Annotated in this window: 15 protein-coding genes and 2 pseudogenes; 13 read left to right on the top strand and 4 right to left on the bottom strand. The window is 59.6% G+C overall.

Annotated features, from left to right (window positions below; translation table 11 throughout):
• The first annotated feature begins 35 nt into the window (after nucleotides 1-35).
• Genes HJB89_RS05695 through HJB89_RS05740 form a run of 10 tightly spaced genes read left to right on the top strand, consistent with a single transcriptional unit; the run spans nucleotide 36 to nucleotide 9,784 of the window.
• Nucleotides 36-1,637, top strand: a complete 1,602-nt coding sequence (locus HJB89_RS05695) for a TadE/TadG family type IV pilus assembly protein (protein WP_221149182.1) — start codon at nucleotides 36-38, stop codon at nucleotides 1,635-1,637.
• Nucleotides 1,634-2,113: a TadE/TadG family type IV pilus assembly protein gene (locus tag HJB89_RS05700; RefSeq protein WP_221149183.1), complete on the top strand. Its 480-nt coding sequence runs from the start codon at nucleotides 1,634-1,636 to the stop codon at nucleotides 2,111-2,113. Before HJB89_RS05695 ends, HJB89_RS05700 begins: the two co-directional genes overlap by 4 nt.
• Nucleotides 2,107-2,730, top strand: coding sequence for a TadE/TadG family type IV pilus assembly protein (locus HJB89_RS05705; protein WP_221149184.1), 624 nt, complete (start codon nucleotides 2,107-2,109; stop codon nucleotides 2,728-2,730). The genes HJB89_RS05700 and HJB89_RS05705 overlap by 7 nt, the downstream gene beginning before the upstream one ends.
• Nucleotides 2,731-2,759: 29 nt before the next feature.
• On the top strand, nucleotides 2,760-3,902 hold the full coding sequence (locus HJB89_RS05710) for a pilus assembly protein (protein WP_221149185.1): 1,143 nt from the start codon (nucleotides 2,760-2,762) through the stop codon (nucleotides 3,900-3,902).
• Entirely contained in the window at nucleotides 3,899-4,471 is a 573-nt protein-coding gene (locus HJB89_RS05715) for a L,D-transpeptidase (protein ID WP_221149186.1), read from the top strand. Before HJB89_RS05710 ends, HJB89_RS05715 begins: the two co-directional genes overlap by 4 nt.
• Before the next feature lie 19 nt (nucleotides 4,472-4,490).
• Entirely contained in the window at nucleotides 4,491-5,936 is a 1,446-nt protein-coding gene (locus HJB89_RS05720; protein WP_221149189.1) for a CpaF family protein, read from the top strand.
• Entirely contained in the window at nucleotides 5,933-6,886 is a 954-nt protein-coding gene (locus HJB89_RS05725; RefSeq protein WP_221149190.1) for a type II secretion system F family protein, read from the top strand. The genes HJB89_RS05720 and HJB89_RS05725 overlap by 4 nt, the downstream gene beginning before the upstream one ends.
• Nucleotides 6,887-6,892: 6 nt before the next feature.
• Nucleotides 6,893-7,837: a type II secretion system F family protein gene (locus HJB89_RS05730; protein ID WP_221149192.1), complete on the top strand. Its 945-nt coding sequence runs from the start codon at nucleotides 6,893-6,895 to the stop codon at nucleotides 7,835-7,837.
• 15 nt (nucleotides 7,838-7,852) lie between these two features.
• A complete protein-coding gene (locus HJB89_RS05735) occupies nucleotides 7,853-9,157 on the top strand; it encodes an AAA family ATPase (RefSeq protein ID WP_221149193.1) in 1,305 nt (434 codons plus the stop codon).
• 60 nt (nucleotides 9,158-9,217) lie between these two features.
• Complete coding sequence (locus HJB89_RS05740; RefSeq protein ID WP_221149195.1) at nucleotides 9,218-9,784, top strand: hypothetical protein; 567 nt, start codon at nucleotides 9,218-9,220, stop codon at nucleotides 9,782-9,784.
• Between the two features lie 228 nt (nucleotides 9,785-10,012).
• On the opposite strand, the gene HJB89_RS05745 is transcribed toward HJB89_RS05740, so the two are convergent.
• Nucleotides 10,013-10,534 (bottom strand): tetratricopeptide repeat protein, encoded by a 522-nt coding sequence (locus HJB89_RS05745; RefSeq protein WP_221149197.1) that lies wholly within the window; start codon nucleotides 10,532-10,534, stop codon nucleotides 10,013-10,015.
• A 171-nt stretch (nucleotides 10,535-10,705) separates the two neighbouring features.
• Between HJB89_RS05745 and HJB89_RS33105 the strand changes: the two are divergent.
• The 3 genes and pseudogenes from HJB89_RS33105 to HJB89_RS05760 form a co-directional block, all read left to right on the top strand.
• Nucleotides 10,706-10,943 (top strand): annotated as a pseudogene (locus HJB89_RS33105) (nucleotidyltransferase); the annotation flags it as partial.
• A 145-nt stretch (nucleotides 10,944-11,088) separates the two neighbouring features.
• Nucleotides 11,089-12,492 (top strand): nodulation protein NfeD, encoded by a 1,404-nt coding sequence (locus HJB89_RS05755; protein ID WP_221149435.1) that lies wholly within the window; start codon nucleotides 11,089-11,091, stop codon nucleotides 12,490-12,492.
• A 28-nt stretch (nucleotides 12,493-12,520) separates the two neighbouring features.
• Nucleotides 12,521-13,282, top strand: coding sequence for a slipin family protein (locus tag HJB89_RS05760; RefSeq protein WP_207584905.1), 762 nt, complete (start codon nucleotides 12,521-12,523; stop codon nucleotides 13,280-13,282).
• On the opposite strand, the pseudogene HJB89_RS05765 reads toward HJB89_RS05760, so the two are convergent.
• From HJB89_RS05765 to HJB89_RS05775, 3 genes and pseudogenes are all read right to left on the bottom strand, one after another.
• Nucleotides 13,229-13,444, bottom strand: a pseudogene (locus tag HJB89_RS05765) (ATP-binding protein); the annotation flags it as partial. The gene HJB89_RS05760 and the pseudogene HJB89_RS05765 overlap by 54 nt on opposite strands.
• Before the next feature lie 44 nt (nucleotides 13,445-13,488).
• On the bottom strand, nucleotides 13,489-14,886 hold the full coding sequence (gene lpdA / locus HJB89_RS05770) for a dihydrolipoyl dehydrogenase (RefSeq protein ID WP_221114956.1): 1,398 nt from the start codon (nucleotides 14,884-14,886) through the stop codon (nucleotides 13,489-13,491).
• 3 nt (nucleotides 14,887-14,889) lie between these two features.
• Nucleotides 14,890-16,125, bottom strand: a complete 1,236-nt coding sequence (locus HJB89_RS05775) for a dihydrolipoamide acetyltransferase family protein (protein WP_221114957.1) — start codon at nucleotides 16,123-16,125, stop codon at nucleotides 14,890-14,892.

Here is a 16,125-nt window from a genome sequence, read left to right on the forward strand (position 1 = left end):
CGTCGCGGCGATAGCGCCGTGATGGGGGTATGCCAATGCTGGGCAGGGTTGTCAGACGGTTCTGGAACGATCATCGTGGCTATGTCATCGCTTTGACGCTCATCGCCATGCCAATGCTTCTCGGCTTTTCGCTGCTGGTTATCGATGTCGGTCGCAGCAGTAACCTGCATACTGATCTCCAGAACGCGGTCGATGCCATGGCGCTGGCCGGAGCCCGCGAACTCGATGGCCGCGACGATGCCATTTCGAGGGCGCAGACGGCGATCGAGAAAATCGCCAATAGCGCGGCTTTTTCCGGGGGCGGGACCGGCATGTCGCTTGGCTCGAATATTACCGTGGCCTATCACGCCGGAAATAATGCCGGGAGCACGGTCAACGTGCTTTTTCTGAAAAACATCCCGGCCAACGATGATACGCCCATCCCGTCTTCGATGGAAACGACGGTGGCCAGCGAAGCCTCCTACGCCTGGGTCATCGCCAAGCCGCAGGCGATGCAGACGATCTTTCCGATCCCGGTTGGCTTCACCCGCAATACGATCAACATCGCTGCCGACGCCGTCGCGGTCTATCACGCCAGTGCCTGTGATATCACGCCGATCTTCATCTGCAATCCCTATGAGCCGGCTGGCAATACGAGCCCGGCCGCCAACGAACAGGCGGCGGCGGATCTCCACACCAACTTCGCGGCCGGCAATCTCTACGGCCGGCAAATCGAAATGTACAGCACGTCCTCGTCCAGCCCCGGGCCTGGCAATTTCGGGTTCCTGAGAACCCCTCTGGGCAATGGCGCAAGCGTGATGGCCGACGCTTTGGCTACCGGGAATCCGGGGGCCTGTTATACGAAGGACAACCTGGATACCGAAACGGGTGCCATGGCCGGGCCAGTTGAAGACGGCGTCAACACGCGATTCGGTATTTATCAGGGGTCGTTCAAGGGCTTGCGCAATGATGGCCGCTACCGCCCGGCCCAGAACGTGCGCTCCGCACAAAAGCAAACGGGACAGAACGGCTGCAAGGCCTACGACCCGGTGCTGGTCGGCAGCACTGTTGGCGATGTCACCAAGGCGGTGCCATTGGGTTACGGTGCAGCCATGTCGCCCCTCGGCGGCGGCAAGATCAGCACCAGCAACAATTGGAACTATGCAAACTACTGGACCGTCGCGCAGGGCGGCACGGCCCCGTCGGTCAGCGCGATTCTCAGCAATTATTCCAGCTATCCGCCGCAGGCCGGCGGAACACCGAGCCGGCCCTCCGCCTATGACGTCTATCGTTACGAGCTCAACACCGCGGCGCTGCTCAACCATGCCTCGGCAAACGGCGAAATCGGCAATCCGACGACAGGCGGCGGACAGTGCTACTCGGGGCCGGCCCTGTCGAACTACACGGTGGGCGAATATGGCGACCGCCGCGAGATTTTCGCCGCCATCGTCAATTGCGGCTACGAGGCCTCGGTCGACCATTTGAACGGCCACAAGCAGACGCAGGCGGTTGCCTTCGCACGCATGTTCATGACCAAACCGGCGTTCAAGGCTGGCAACGAGCGCTATCTCTCGCTTGAAGTGATCGACATCAGCGGCAAGGGTGGACGGGGCACACTCGAAGATTTCCTCCGGGAAGAAGCGGAGTTGGTCAGATGATGGCGCTCCGCAATTTTATCCGGCATCGGCTTTGCCTCGGCTTCTGGCGGCGGGAGGAAGGCGCGGTGCTTGCCGAAGCGCTGCTCGCGATCCCCTTTGTGACGATCTTTGCGGCGGGGATACTCGAGTTTGGCAGCATCTTCTGGCAGCGTATGCAGATCGACGCAGGCTTGCGCGATGCCGGGCGTTACCTTTCGCGATGCCGACCGGTGTCGGGAACCTATGTGCCGACATGTAATCAGGCGACTGCGAAGACGATCGCCTTTTACGGAACGCAAACACCTGCGGCAAACGCTAAACCCCGCGTGCCCGGCTGGAACAGCCCTGCCGACATCACCATCACCGCACCGGATGCGGACGGGGACATCACCATATCAACTGCTCATCTCTACCAGACCTCGCCGGTGTTCGGCTTTCTGGGAATTGGTGCCATCACGATCAGTTCCTTCCATGAAGAGAAATACATCGGATGGTGACCTCTAGGGCAATCAAGGCATTCTGGCAGGATAGCAGCGGTGTCAGCCTTGTCGAAGCATTGCTGACCTTTCCGATCGTCATGCTGGTATTCGCCGCCTTCATCGAGTTCGGTTATGCCATGTCGCAGTGGAATCAGACGGTCAAGGCGCTGCAATATGGTGCCCGTCTGGCGGCGGTATCCGATCCGCTGACCACGAATTTCAATGCCGTTTTCCCAACAGATGCCGCCGATCCACTCAACAACGGCAAAGCGGCGCCGAACGATGCAACGATATCCTCGACCTGCGGACCGGCTCTTGCAAACTGCACGGCGGCACTGAACCGGATCGTCCGCGGAAGTGACGGCGTTTGCAGCGCGGGCACTGATCCTCACCCCGGCATTTGCGACCTCAATTGGCGCATCACGCCGGATAAGCTGATGGTCACCTATCAGCGATCGGGCCTCGGCTACTGGGGCCGGCCGGACGGGCCTGTGCTGACGATGCGGCTGGAGGTGCGCAACATCACTTTCGATCTGCCGGTCCTCGGCGGGCTGTTGGGATTGAACGACGTCACCATCCCGGCCCATCCGGTGACGATCACGACGGAAGATCTGAAGACCTGCTCAACCTGCTGACTCCTTAAATTACGCGTAGGAAAGCGAAAATGACAGCTCACATGAACATTGCCGCATCCACCAAGATCCTGGTCCTCTCCGACGATGCGGCTGCAGCGAGCTTCATGCTCGATACGTTCGGGTCGCTTTCGCGTTACGATGTCCGCCATCTGGCGCTGAAGGCGCTCGGAGAAAAGGGCCGGTTCGATCCGACGCAGTTCGACCTGATCGTTCTTGACGTTGACAACGGCACATTGCTGCAGCAGCCGGAGCTTTTCGCGTTTCGCACCAGCTATCGCCACATTCCGCTCGTCGTCGTTTCCGAAGACCTGCCGGACGACATGCTGCGGCTGCTCTTCCGCCTGAACGGCAACGACTGGCTGAAGAAGCCGCTCGAGCGTCGCGCCCTGATCGACATGATTTCGACCCATGCGCCAGGCACTGGGGCCAGCGACAGCCGGGTGCATGCCGTGGTCTCAGCCGTCGGGGGCGCGGGCGCCAGCATGATCGCTTCGTCGCTCGCGCATGTGCTGGCCCAGCCGACCAAGAATTCCACGCCGCGGATTGACTTGTTCGACACCGATTTTTGCTCCGGCGCGCTTGGCTATTATCTCAACCTCGTCAACGACTACGACTTGAAACCAGTCATCGCCAATCCTTCCCGTGTCGATCTGGAATTCATCGATCTGGTCCGAAAGCGTCATTCGGGGGGCTTTTCGCTGCTGTCCTTCAAGCAGCCATCCGTGCTTCTGGCGCCGAAGGGCCGGGAACTCGTGCTGCGTATGCTCGACGTGGCCGCCTTCGAGAGCGACCACACGATCATCGACATTCCCTATTATGACACGCCGTGGAAATACGAGGTGCTCACTTCGGTCAACAGCATCTGCATCGTCACTGAAATGACGGTCCCGGCGCTTTCTCAAGCCAAGGATTTGTTTGCCAACCTGGTACGGCTGCGTGGCAGTTCGGATCAGATATTCATCGTCATCAACAAATACCGCTCCAAGCTTTTCGGCCTCGGCCTGCGCCGACAACAAACGGAAAAGATCTTCAAGGAGATCCCGACGCATGTCATTGCGGATGACTGGGATACTCTGAGCGAGGCGGTCAATCGCGGCGTGCTGCCATTTCAAGTGAATTCCCGGGCGCGCTTCTGTGGCGCGGTCGGTAAACTTGGAGCGCTGGTGCGATGAGGGCGTTCGACAGTGGGCGCATAAGGTCCCGCGCGGCCGGCGTTGCTCTTGCGGTTTTGGCAATTCTGGCCGCTGTCGGCGACGCCGCGGCAGCCGGGCTTGTGCCGCGAAGCCTGGGGCCGACGACAGCCGCCGTGGTGACGATCGAAAAAAGCTACGCGCCTGGGACAATCGTCATCGCCAACGGCAATCGTACGCTGGATCTCGTCATCTCCGAAGGGCGCGCGATCCGTTACAAAATCGGAGTCGGACGAGACGGATTTCGCTGGAGCGGTATCGTCAAGGTTGGACGCAAGGCCGAGTGGCCCGACTGGCGCCCGCCTGTCGAGATGAAGGCGCGCGCAGCCGGACTTCCGGACCTGGTGCCGGCCGGGCCGCTCAATCCATTGGGTGCTCGCGGGATCTATCTCTACAAGGGCGGGACCGACACGCTCTACCGCATTCATGGAACGAACGAGCAGTCGACGGTCGGCGGTTTCGCGTCATCGGGCTGTTTTCGCATGAGCAACGCCGACGTCATCGATCTCTATGAGAGGGTGAAAGTCGGTTCCACGGTTATTGTAAAATAAGAGTTCGGGGGCGGGAAGCATGGCGAACGGTATCATCGGGCGTTTCTACAAGCAGCGGGGGGAAAGCCGGGAAGATCCGGAGGCGGCCGAACTGTCTTTGGTCGGCGCAGTTCAGAACATGCCTGCCCAACCGGCCTCCGACAGCGCCACGGCGAGCGGCGAAGAGGCCGCGCTCGGGCCGGACATGGTTTCCGAGCGGGTCAATCTGCACCGTTACCTGCTCGATCGCATCAACCTCGGGATCCTCGACACGCTCGACAACGAGGAGATCGCCACCGAGATCCGGCCTTTGGTCAAGGACTACATCCGGAGTAACAACTTTCCGCTGAATGCCAAGGAAATCAATGATCTGATCCGCGATATCACCGACGAGATGCTCGGGCTCGGACCGATCGAGCCGCTGCTGGCCGACGACACGATCGCAGATATTCTCATCAACGGCTATAACAGCGTCTATGTCGAGCGGAGCGGCAAGCTCGAGAGCACGGCCGTGCGGTTCAAAGACGAGGACCATCTCCTTCGGGTGATCAACAAGATCGTCTCGGCGGTTGGCCGCCGTGTCGACGAGTCGACGCCGATGGTTGACGCCCGCCTCAAGGATGGCTCGCGTGTCAACGTCGCCATCAGGCCGATCTCGGTCGATGGACCGCTCGTTTCCATTCGTAAATTCACGCGCAAGCCGCTGACGATGGAGCGCCTCGTGCAATATGGAGCTATGGCCGATGCGATGCGCATACTTCTCAGCGCCGCGGTCAAGGGCAAGGTGTCCATGGTCATTTCAGGCGGCACCGGTTCTGGCAAGACCACCTTGCTCAACGCCCTCTCGTCGCAGATTTCTCCAAGGGAGCGCCTGATAACCATCGAGGATGCAGCCGAACTTCAACTGCAGCAGCCGCATGTCGGGCGTTTGGAAACCCGACCGCCGACGCTCGACGGGCGCAACGAGATCCGTCAACGCGAACTTTTGAAAAACGCCCTGCGCATGCGTCCCGACCGCATCATCGTCGGCGAAGTTCGCGGCGACGAGGCGTTCGACATGCTGCAGGCGATGAATACCGGTCACGAGGGGTCGATGACGACCATTCACGCCAACACGCCCCGCGACGCCGTCGGTCGGCTTGAGCAGATGGTCGGCATGGCCGGGATGCCGATGTCGCAGATGAGCATTCGCTCGCAGATCTCCTCCGCCATCACCATGATCGTGCAGGTCCAGCGCCTGAGCGACGGTACCCGCAAAGTCGTCTCGATTTCCGAGATCACCGGCATGGAGGGCGAAGTCGTGCAGATGCAGGAGATTATGAAATTCAAGAAAATCGGCACCGATGAAGGCGGCCGGATCCATGGAGAATTCCGCGCCACCGGCATCCGCCCGCGGTTCGTCGAGGAATTTGCCGAACTCGGGATCGAGATCCCCGTGACGATTTTCGATCCCGGCAAACCGCTGCAGACGGGACCTGTTCAATGACCCTGACTCTCCTTTACGCGGCCGTTTTCACCGCCGCCCTTGTTGCTGTCGAAGCGATAATGCGCGGCTACTTCAAGACATCAGAACGCCACCGCGCTGTGAACCATCGGCTGAGCTTGCTCGAGGTCAGCGATGATCATCGTAAGACCTATAGCGATATGCTCAAGGAGCGCGGAGCCGGCGGCAGGTGGCGGCAAACCCCCATGATGCAGCGGTTGCGGCAGTTTTACGCCCAGTCGGGAATCAAGTTCGATGCCAGGCGATTTGCTCTCTACGCGATCGCAGGCGCACTTTTGACGTGGCTGGTCGTTCAGTTCCTCCTGCCGAGCACTCTGTTTAGAGTCCCCGTCTTTCTCCTGATCTGCCTCATCATCCCCGCAGTCGTCATCTGGCGCGCCCGGGTGCTCCGCATGCGGAAATTCGAACTGAAACTTCCTGAAGCGCTCGATGTCGCCAATCGCAGCCTGGCCGCCGGCCACCCGCTGCCGGCGGCGATTTCGTTGGTCGCACGCGAGATGCCTGATCCGATCGGCACCGAGTTCGGCCTCCTCTCGGATGAACTCACCTACGGCGTGACACTGGACGACGCCCTGGTGAACTTGGCCGACCGGGTCGGCGTCGAGGATCTGAACCTGCTTGCGATATCGCTGAGCGTACAGGCGGGAACCGGCGGAAACCTCGTGGAGATCTTGCAGAACCTTTCGAAGACGCTGCGAGACCGCATGCTGCTGAAGGCAAAGGTCAGGGCGATTTCCTCGGAAGGACGCATTACGGCGATCGTCATGTCGATGTATCCGTTCCTGCTCTACGCGATGATCAAGATGTTGTCGCCGACCTACTTCGATCCCGTCTGGGAGAGCGGCCACGGAACCATCGTCGTGACCGTGCTGCTGGCCGTCATGGCGATCGGGAATGTCATTCTCTACAAGATGGTCAACTTCGAGTACTGAGGCGTCATGTCGAGCGAGTATGGAATTTACCTCATCGTCTTCTTTGCCGTGCTGATATTTTCTGCGGCAGCATCGGAATTGTTTTTTCGACAGCGCGAGGTCTCGGTTCGGGTGTCGAAGAGCTCGGTGGCATCAGGCGAGGAGTTCCACCTTGGCGATACGACGATTGCCGATCTCGGCGAGGCGGAAAACCGCCTGATCCGTCGTTATTTCGAGATTACGCGACGTGACACCAATGTGAACTCCACCCAGAACCGGCTGATTCGAGCCGGCTATTTCGCCGCCGGCGCCGTGACCACCTTCCAGGTGGTTCGGGCGGTGGTCTGTATCAGCGTGCTGGTCGCGGCGGTCTGGGCTCTCAATTGGGTCGTGCCTGATATGTCACGGGTGGTTACGCTGGTTGTTGCCATGTTTGCTGCGGGCGTGACCTTTATTCTGGTCAACATCTATATCGACCGGCGTGGCGCCGCCAAGGAGAGGGAGTACCGCCGCCTCTTTCCCGATTTTATGGATATGCTGATCGTCTGCCTCGATGCGGGCATGAGCATCGAGGCAGCGGCGAACCGTGTTGCGCGGGAATTCGTCGACAAGCGGCAGGACTTCGGCCTGCATCTCTCGATCATGATGCTGGAAGTGCGGGGTGGCCGGCGACTGCGCGAGGCCCTCGCCAACCTTGCCGTCCGCCTGAGGATTGACGAAGCCCGGGCCCTTTCCGTTCTGTTCCGCCAATCGGAGGAGCTCGGGACCAGCGTAACGCAGACGTTGCGGGTCTACTGCAAGGAAATGCGCGACCTCCGCATTATTCGCGCGGAGGAAAAGGCAAACGCCCTGCCGGTCAAGATGCTGCTTCCGCTCGGCGCGTTCCTTTTTCCGGTAAGTCTCATCATCGTTCTCGTTCCCGTTGTTATCCGTGTCATCAGTCTTCTTCTCAGCATGAGCCCCGGCGGTTGAGCCAAGCGAGGTCGTATGCAGTATTCGCTCGAACATGATCGTAACGATGCCATCAGTTCCCTGGATCCGCGTATGCCGATGGCACCGGCAAGCCTAGAACAGACCGGACTGGATCTGTCGTTCCTGCTTCGGCTGGCGTCAAAATGTGCGGCCGAGCAGGATACAACCACGGCGTCTCATCTGGCTGACCGGATGAAATTGCCGAAAGTGATCGTCAATATCCTGATCAAGGAACTGGTGAAACTCGCATACCTCGAGGCTCGCGGCCTGGCCGGTGAGGATGTGAGATCCGATATCCGGTATGCGCTTTCAATGAAGGGGCTCGAATATGCCCACGCGGCGTCGCGCCAAAGCCAATATGTCGGCCCGGCGCCGGTGTCGCTGGACGCGTTCTGCCGTCAAGTCGGTTTGCAGTCCATCCATTACGAGCGCGTGACCCCGGAGCGGCTGACCGACAGCCTTGCCGGGCTGGTGCTCTCGGATACCTTGGTCGAAAAGCTCGGCCCGGCCATCAACTCCGGTCGCTCTATCCTGCTTTACGGACCACCCGGAAACGGAAAGACGAGCATCGCCGAGCGGACGTCTCAACTGTTTCGTCAAACAATCTGGGTGCCCTATGCCATCGAGGTCGGCGGCCATGTCATCAGTTTCTATGACGAAGCCGTGCATCATCCCGTGTCGGGGAGCGACACAGAATCCCATCCGAAAGCGGATCAGAGATGGATCGAATGCCGCCGTCCGGTGATCAAGACGGGCGGGGAATTGACCCTCGATCAGCTCGATCTCACCTTCAACGAAGGACCGAATGTCTATGAAGCACCGATCCACTTGAAGGCATCCGGCGGCGTTTTCATCATCGATGATTTCGGGCGTCAACAAGTGGCGCCGCAGGCGCTCATCAATCGCTGGATTGTGCCGCTCGAGCGCGGATATGACTTCCTGACGCTGCACACCGGCAAGAAGTTCAAGGTTCCCTTTGACGAGCTGGTCGTATTCTCGACCAATATCGCACCGAAGGACCTTTCCGACGAGGCGGGCTTGCGGCGCCTCAAATACAAGATCTTCGTGAACACGCCGTCGCGCGACGAATATATCAGGATCTTCAAATCCTATGCCAGCGGCACCGGATTGGCGGTCAGTGATCCAGACCTGAACCTGTTCTACGATCGCAAGTACAACGGCGATGCGCCAGCCTCTTGCTATCATCCGAAATATCTTCTGGATTTCGTCGGGTCTTACTGCGAGTTCAATGGTATAGCTGGAAACGCGTCGCTCGATATGCTCGAGCGGGCGTGGGAAGGTGTGTTTACAACGGAATGATTGCGGACTTGGCGCTGATCACGGCCACGCAGATTTAATGACTTACGGGGGAGTAAACGAATGACCAGCATTCCGAGCATCGAGGGCGAAGCGGACCGCCCAACACCTGGCAATTTGCGAACCGTAGAGAAGAAAGGCTCAAAAAGCCCGCTACTCGTCGGTTTGCTCCTGATGCTCCTGCCTGTGAATGCCGGCGTTCTCATCTATACCGCCAAAAACTCAGCGGATGTTCGCGAGAGCCGCGAGACCATCGCCGCGCTGAAAAGGTCCGTCGACGGCCTGAGAGGACAGATGGAAAAGCAGTCGGGCAAGATCGACGACAATGCCAAGGCCGACGACGTCGCGCTTATCCGCGAGGAGATGGGTAGCCTGCGAAAGGCTATGACGAGCGAACAGCACAACGACACAAGCTTTGCACGCATGGGTTCTGCTTTGGTCCTTAGCGCGCCCGGCAAGGAACCGGCACAATTTTTCGCACCGTCGCCCCGTGCCGGGCCGGCGGAAACTCAAACTCCGGATAGCACGCTCGCGTCCATCGAAGCCGGGGGCATTGCAGTCAACGACCTGCCGCGTTACGTGCGAACACTCTCGCCGGAAGGCCAGCTCATACTTCGGAAGGCACGATAAACAGCGACGTCACCTCCAAAGCAATCGCTGGACGCTGCTAGAGCATGATGCCGAAAAGTGTGCGCGGTGTTCTCATGACATCATGCTCTCACTATTGAATTGAGAACAGGATGATTTTAGGCCAACCGGGCCTAAAATCATCCTGTTCTAGGAGGCGCCGCGCCGATGCTGGCAGTGCGGCAAGGGCACTCTAATCGCGACGCAGATTGCCGATCGCTGAGGGGCCTATTATCGCTGAGCGTAATTGACGCTGTTCTTCATCAATTCGAGATTACGCGCAGTGACTTCGTTTCCGGGATCAAGCTCATAGGCTTTCAGGAAATACCGTCTGGCGGTGCGCAAGTCGCCGCGTAAAAGGTGAGAATATCCGATATTGTTGTAGTAGACCGGGGTGTTGCCGATCATTCGCGAGAGTTGCTGGTAGGCGCGGTCGGACGTATCGAAGCGGGCAACCATGTCGGCGGAGGCTGCCAAGCCTAGCCAGGCGGCCGGATCTTCCGGAAAAACGTCTACTGCTCGCTTGTAAATGGCGTAAGATTTTCCGTAGTTCTTTTCCTGGAACTGCAGTTTGCCAGTGGTGATCAACTCGTCGTTCTTATAGAAGGCGACCGCTGAGTCATCCTCGACGGTCTTTGCACTATCGCCAAAAGCAGCGAGACCATCAACGCTGGATGACTGGCAACCGGCTAAAATTGCTCCGGTCGCTATCAAAAACGCAATGCATTTAGTCCCAGCTCTGATCTGCAACATTCAACTTGATCCCCCATCAGACATTCTTGCCTAAAATTCGGATGCGTTCACCGGAAATCATCGTAAAAAAAAGCTAACAACTCAAGAATTTGAGCAAATAGTCGCAAAAAAGCGACAAACGCGGTATCCGCCGGAATGCGCCAGAGTGATAAACGCCAACGATCCACACGGCGCGAGCTCGCCGAGGAACAGGACTGACATCTCGCCGATGCCTTTCCCCGCGACCAGCATCGAGAGCGCGTATGGTTCAACACGCTGAACGAGGCATATGTTAAGGCGCGGTATTCCAGGCATTTTGAGATCGGCGAGGAGGCTCTCGCCCGGCTTGGAGAGCAATGCCTCATTGCTTGGACTGGTCGACACGGTGTGCTCCGAGTATCTGGCGATCCTTGCGCGGAATAGCGGGTAGCAGCGTTGTGTGAATGCCTTTTGTACGTACCATTCAGTTAAACTAACCGTGCAAGCGAAGCCTTGAGGTTGGCGTTCTTCGCTTGTTCGGAAATCCTGAGACACCTCTTCTTTTTCTTTGTAATTTCCGACATATATTAAATATTATGTACGTTCCGCAGATTGTCACGCGCGGATTAAGGTGTTGGCGATGGCAACCGCCAATCTTCACTTTGTTGTTTTTGCTGTTCTCAGCCTTGGGCTTCGTCGCACCGTCGGCGTCCAGCCGCGTTGCTGTCGTCCTCAAGGTGAACGGCGCCATTGGGCCTGCGATAGCTGACTACGTGATACGAGGCATTCAGCGTGCTGGCGAACGTGGAGCGGTCTTGGTCATTCTGCAAATGGACACACCAGGTGGTCTTGACACCTCCATGCGGGAAATCATTCGCGCGATCCTTGCCTCACCAGTGCCTGTCGCGGGCTTCGTCGCACCGAGCGGGGCACGGGCTGCCAGCGCCGGCACCTATATTCTCTACGCAAGCCACATTGCGGCAATGGCGCCTGGGACCAATCTAGGTGCGGCGACACCAATCGCGCTCAGCGTAAAGCCTTTCGGCGGTGATGCGGAACCCGAAAAGAAGCCGGGCGAACCTAGTGACAAGCAGGCAGAAGCTCCGGGCAATGCCAGCGAAGCAAAAGCCGTTAACGACGCAGTCGCTTACATTCGCGGGCTTGCGGAATTGCGCAATCGCAACGCCGACTGGGCAGAGCGTGCCGTGCGCGAAGCTGCGAGCCTTTCATCCACTGCGGCAGTGCGCGAACATGCCATCGATTTCACGGCAGTTGATGTCAACGATCTCCTTGCAAAGGCACAAGGGCAGGTGGTGCGGGTCGGTCAAACGGACGCCCGGCTCGATACCTCCGGTTTAGTCGTGCAGGAATTCGAGCCCGACTGGCGCACGCGCCTGCTTTCCGTCATTACCGATCCGAACATCGCAATCATCCTGATGATGGTCGGGATCTATGGCCTGATCTTCGAATTTCTCGCACCTGGGACAATGCTTCCTGGCACGATCGGCGGCATCTGCCTCCTCCTTGGTCTCTATGCCCTGGCATTGCTGCCGGTGAGTTTTGCCGGCCTTGGGCTTATTTTCCTCGGCGTGGGATTGACTATGGCTGAGGCGCATTCGCCAAGCTTCGGCGCTTTCGGCATTGGCGGCGGGGTAGCCGTGATCCTGGGAGCAACCATTTTGTTTGATACCGATATACCCGGCCTGGAAGTGTCGCGCGCCCTACTGGGCGCAATTGCGTTTGCTGCTCTTGCTTTTAGCCTTGTCGTTGCTCGCCTGGCGTTCACCTCGCGCTTGCGCCGGGTTGCCACCGGTGCAGAGCAGATGATTGGCATTTCCGGTAAAGTTGAGAGCTGGATGGGGCTCACGGGGTATGTCATCGCACATGGCGAACGCTGGAAGGCGGTTTCCGCCGAACCACTTGTTGCCGGTGACCCTGTCAGCGTGACCGGCCGCAATGGGCTGGCGCTCGAGGTCGCCAGCCGTCCTAAGGACACTTAACGGCACTCAGCAAGCAGGAGGAGAAGTCATGGATATGTTTGCAGATCTTGCCTTCTATTTGGTGGCCATCGTCATTTTGGTCGCCATCCTCGCATCCGCGGTTAAAATCCTGAGGGAATACGAACGCGGCGTCGTGTTCACACTTGGCCGCTTTACCGGAGTCAAGGGACCCGGCTTGATTCTGCTCATCCCCTATGTCCAGCAGATGATGCGGGTCGACTTGCGCACGCGCGTACTCGATGTCCCTAGCCAGGACGTCATCTCACATGACAATGTCTCGGTTCGTGTCAGCGCGGTGATCTATTTCAGGGTTATTGACCCCGAGAAGTCGACCATCCAGGTCGAGGATTTCATGATGGCAACAAGCCAGCTTGCCCAGACGACGTTGCGCTCCGTGCTCGGCAAGCACGACCTCGATGAGATGCTGGCAGAACGTGACAGGCTCAACTCGGATATTCAGGAAATCCTTGACACTCAGACGGATGCTTGGGGAATTAAAGTAGCCACTGTCGAGATCAAACATGTGGATATCAACGAGTCGATGGTTCGTGCAATTGCTCGCCAAGCGGAAGCCGAACGCGAACGCCGCGCAAAGATCATTAATGCCGAGGGCGAACAGCAAGCTGCAGCGAAGCTACTAGAAGCGGCCGAAATTTTGGCCAGGCAGCCGGAGGCGATGCAACTTCGTTACTTGAGCACTTTGAACGTCATCGCCAGCGAGAAGACTTCGACGATTTTATTCCCCTTCCCGATGGAGTTCGGCAATCTGATGGCCATTAAGCCGAAGTGATCGAACGGCTCTGGCGGTGCTCCGTCGGGCGCGACTTTGCGCGAGACGATAGCTGTCGCCATTCATCTCGAGGATGTTGACGTGGTGGGTGATACGATCGAGTAGCGCACCGGTCTTGGAGAGCGGCACGAAGCCCAGCTCATCGATGATGAGAAGCTGGTAGGTCCGGCGGAACACCGCCACCCCGTGGTCTTGGTCAGCTCGGCTCAGATGTGCAAAGCGCTTCCCAAAGCTTTCAGCGCCGCCTCCATGACTGCTTCACTGCGGGTCGGATGGGCGTGGATGGTGCCGGCAATATCTTCCAGGCGCGCACCCATTTCGATCGCCAGCGCAAAGGCCGCCGAGAGTTCGGAGACCCCTGCTCCCACCGCCTGCAGGCCGAGAACGAGATTGGTGTCGGCGCGGGCGACGACGCGCACGAAGCCCTCCTCCGACAGCATGGTCATCGCCCGTCCGTTGGCGCTGAACGGAAACTGGCCGGTGCGGATTTGATAGCCCTGCGCCTGCGCCTCCGCCGGCGAGAGGCCGGCGCTGACAATCTCCGGATCGGTAAAGCAGATGGCGGGAATGCAGCGCTTGTCCCAGGCCCGCTTCTTGCCGGCGATGATCTCGGCTACCATCTCGCCTTGCGCCATCGCCCGATGGGCCAGCATCGGCTCGCCGGTGACGTCGCCGATCGCATAGATGCCGCGCATGGAGGTGCGGCAGCGATCGTCGATCCTGAGATAAGGGCCGGCGCGATCGAGATCGAGCTCTTCGAGACCGGAGCCTGCCGTCCTCGGGCGGCGGCCGACGGTAACGAGGATGCGGTCCGCCGGCAGGCTCTCTCGCCGGCCATCGGATGTTTCGACGATCAATGTCTCGCCATTATCGGCAAGGCCGATCGCCTTCGCACCTGTCAACACCCGGACGCCGCTTTCGGTCAGCTTGCGCATGACGGGCCGCACCAGCTCGGCATCATATAATGGCAGCACCTGTGGCGTTGCCTCGACCACCGTCACCTCCGATCCCATCTTGGAAAAGGCCGTGCCAAGCTCCAGCCCGATATAACCGCCGCCGACGACGACAAGTTTTTTCGGCAGCTCCGTCAGCGACAGCGCCTCCGTCGAGGAGATCACGCGGCCGTCGAACGGCAGGTTGGCAAGCTCCACCGGATCGGAACCGGTGGCAATCACCACGGTCTCGGCGCGGATGATCTGCTGGCCGGTCTCCGTCTCCACCTCCACCGTCTTGCCGTCGCGGAAGTGGGCCCGGCCATGGACGATCTTGACCCGCGCCTTCTGTAATAGCCCCGAGACGCCGCCTGTAAGCCGGCCGACGATGCCGTCCTTCCAGGCGATCGTCCTCAAAAGATCGATCGAGGCGCCTTCGACGCGGATGCCCATCGGGTTCTTGCCGACAAGCATCTTTTGCGTCGCGTCGAATTCCTCGGCCGCATGAATTAACGCCTTGGAGGGAATGCAGCCGACCGTCAGGCAGGTGCCGCCCGGCTTGCCGGCCTCGACGATGACCGTATCGACGCCGAGCTGGCCGGCGCGGATGGCGCAGACATAACCGCCAGGGCCGGCGCCGATGACGAGGAGCTTGCAGACGATTTCTTTCATGGCTCAGCCTTCGATGAAAATGAGCGCGGGCGATTCGAGCAGCGTACGGATGCGCTGCACGAAGGTTGCCGCATCCCAGCCGTCGATGATGCGATGATCGAAGCTGGAGGAGAGGTTCATCATCTTGCGCGGTACGAACTGCGCGCCGTCCCATACCGGCCGTGTGGCGATCTTGTTGACGCCGATGATCGCCACTTCGGGATGATTGATCACCGGCGTCGAGACGATGCCGCCGAGAGCGCCCAGCGAGCTGATGGTGATGGTCGAGCCCAAAAGCTCATCGCGGGTCGCCGTCCCCGATCGCGCCGCTTCCGCCAGCCGGTTCATTTCCGCCGCGCAATCCCAGATGCCGCGCGCTTCCGCATGCCGCACCACCGGCACGGTCAGACCGGCCGGCGTCTGCGTGGCGATGCCGATATGGACGGCGCTATGACGCGTGATGATGCCGGCATCGTCGTCGAAGGTGGCGTTGACGTCGGGCTGCCCGGAAATGGCCTTGACCAGCGCCCGCATCAGGAAGGGCAGAACCGTCAGCTTCGGATGATCCGGCCTGCGGTCGCCGTTCATGGTGGCGCGCAACTCCTCGAGCGCGGTCATATCCACTTCCTCCACATAGGTGATGTGGGGGATGCGCGAGGTGGACAGCACCATTTTTTCGGCGATGCGGCGGCGCAGGCCGGTCAGCTTGATCTGCTCGGTCGCCGTCTTCCTGGCAGAACCGTTCCTTGCCGTTGCCGGAGCGGCGCCCAGGGTCAGGAATTGCTCGATATCCTCGCGCAGGATGCGGCCGGCCGGTCCGCTTCCCTGCACCTGTCTGAGATCCACCCCCTTTTCCCTGGCAAACAGCCGCACGGAGGGCGCGGCAAGCGGCTTTTCAACCGGCGCTGGCGCAGAGGCCGGCGCTGCCGGAGTGGGCTTTGCAATCTCGACCTTGGCCGTTTCGGCAGGTGGCGTCTGCGAGATCCGCACGGGCTGGGCGTCGCCGTCGCCGACATCGCCCGCCGTCTCGATCCGCACCAGCGGCGCCTTGACCGCGATCCGGTCTCCGACCTCGCCGGCAAGCCAGATGACGGTGCCGTTGACGGGAGAAGGAATTTCCACGGTGGCCTTGTCGGTCATGACGGCGGCGATCACCATATCCTCGCGGACCGGATCTCCCGCCTTCACATGCCATTCCACCAGCTCGGCCTCGGCCACCCCTTCCCCGACATCGGGCATCTTGATGATGAATTCGCCCAT

The organism is Rhizobium sp. NZLR8, from assembly GCF_019685025.1.
GTDB lineage: Bacteria > Pseudomonadota > Alphaproteobacteria > Rhizobiales > Rhizobiaceae > Rhizobium.

Excerpts from the sequence above, each read along its gene's own strand:
- HJB89_RS05720 (WP_221149189.1), top strand. The coding sequence starts at position 4,491 with ATGGCGAACGGTATCATCGGGCGTTTCTACAAGCAGCGGGGGGAAAGC.
- HJB89_RS05695 (WP_221149182.1), top strand. The coding sequence starts at position 36 with ATGCTGGGCAGGGTTGTCAGACGGTTCTGGAACGATCATCGTGGCTAT.
- HJB89_RS05735 (WP_221149193.1), top strand. The coding sequence starts at position 7,853 with ATGCAGTATTCGCTCGAACATGATCGTAACGATGCCATCAGTTCCCTG.
- HJB89_RS05760 (WP_207584905.1), top strand. The coding sequence starts at position 12,521 with ATGGATATGTTTGCAGATCTTGCCTTCTATTTGGTGGCCATCGTCATT.
- HJB89_RS05725 (WP_221149190.1), top strand. The coding sequence starts at position 5,933 with ATGACCCTGACTCTCCTTTACGCGGCCGTTTTCACCGCCGCCCTTGTT.
- HJB89_RS05755 (WP_221149435.1), top strand. The coding sequence starts at position 11,089 with ATGTACGTTCCGCAGATTGTCACGCGCGGATTAAGGTGTTGGCGATGG.
- HJB89_RS05705 (WP_221149184.1), top strand. The coding sequence starts at position 2,107 with ATGGTGACCTCTAGGGCAATCAAGGCATTCTGGCAGGATAGCAGCGGT.
- HJB89_RS05700 (WP_221149183.1), top strand. The coding sequence starts at position 1,634 with ATGATGGCGCTCCGCAATTTTATCCGGCATCGGCTTTGCCTCGGCTTC.
- lpdA (WP_221114956.1), bottom strand. The coding sequence starts at position 14,886 with ATGAAAGAAATCGTCTGCAAGCTCCTCGTCATCGGCGCCGGCCCTGGC.
- HJB89_RS05740 (WP_221149195.1), top strand. The coding sequence starts at position 9,218 with ATGACCAGCATTCCGAGCATCGAGGGCGAAGCGGACCGCCCAACACCT.
- HJB89_RS05775 (WP_221114957.1), bottom strand. The coding sequence starts at position 16,125 with ATGGGCGAATTCATCATCAAGATGCCCGATGTCGGGGAAGGGGTGGCC.
- HJB89_RS05710 (WP_221149185.1), top strand. The coding sequence starts at position 2,760 with ATGACAGCTCACATGAACATTGCCGCATCCACCAAGATCCTGGTCCTC.
- HJB89_RS05715 (WP_221149186.1), top strand. The coding sequence starts at position 3,899 with ATGAGGGCGTTCGACAGTGGGCGCATAAGGTCCCGCGCGGCCGGCGTT.
- HJB89_RS05745 (WP_221149197.1), bottom strand. The coding sequence starts at position 10,534 with ATGTTGCAGATCAGAGCTGGGACTAAATGCATTGCGTTTTTGATAGCG.
- HJB89_RS05730 (WP_221149192.1), top strand. The coding sequence starts at position 6,893 with ATGTCGAGCGAGTATGGAATTTACCTCATCGTCTTCTTTGCCGTGCTG.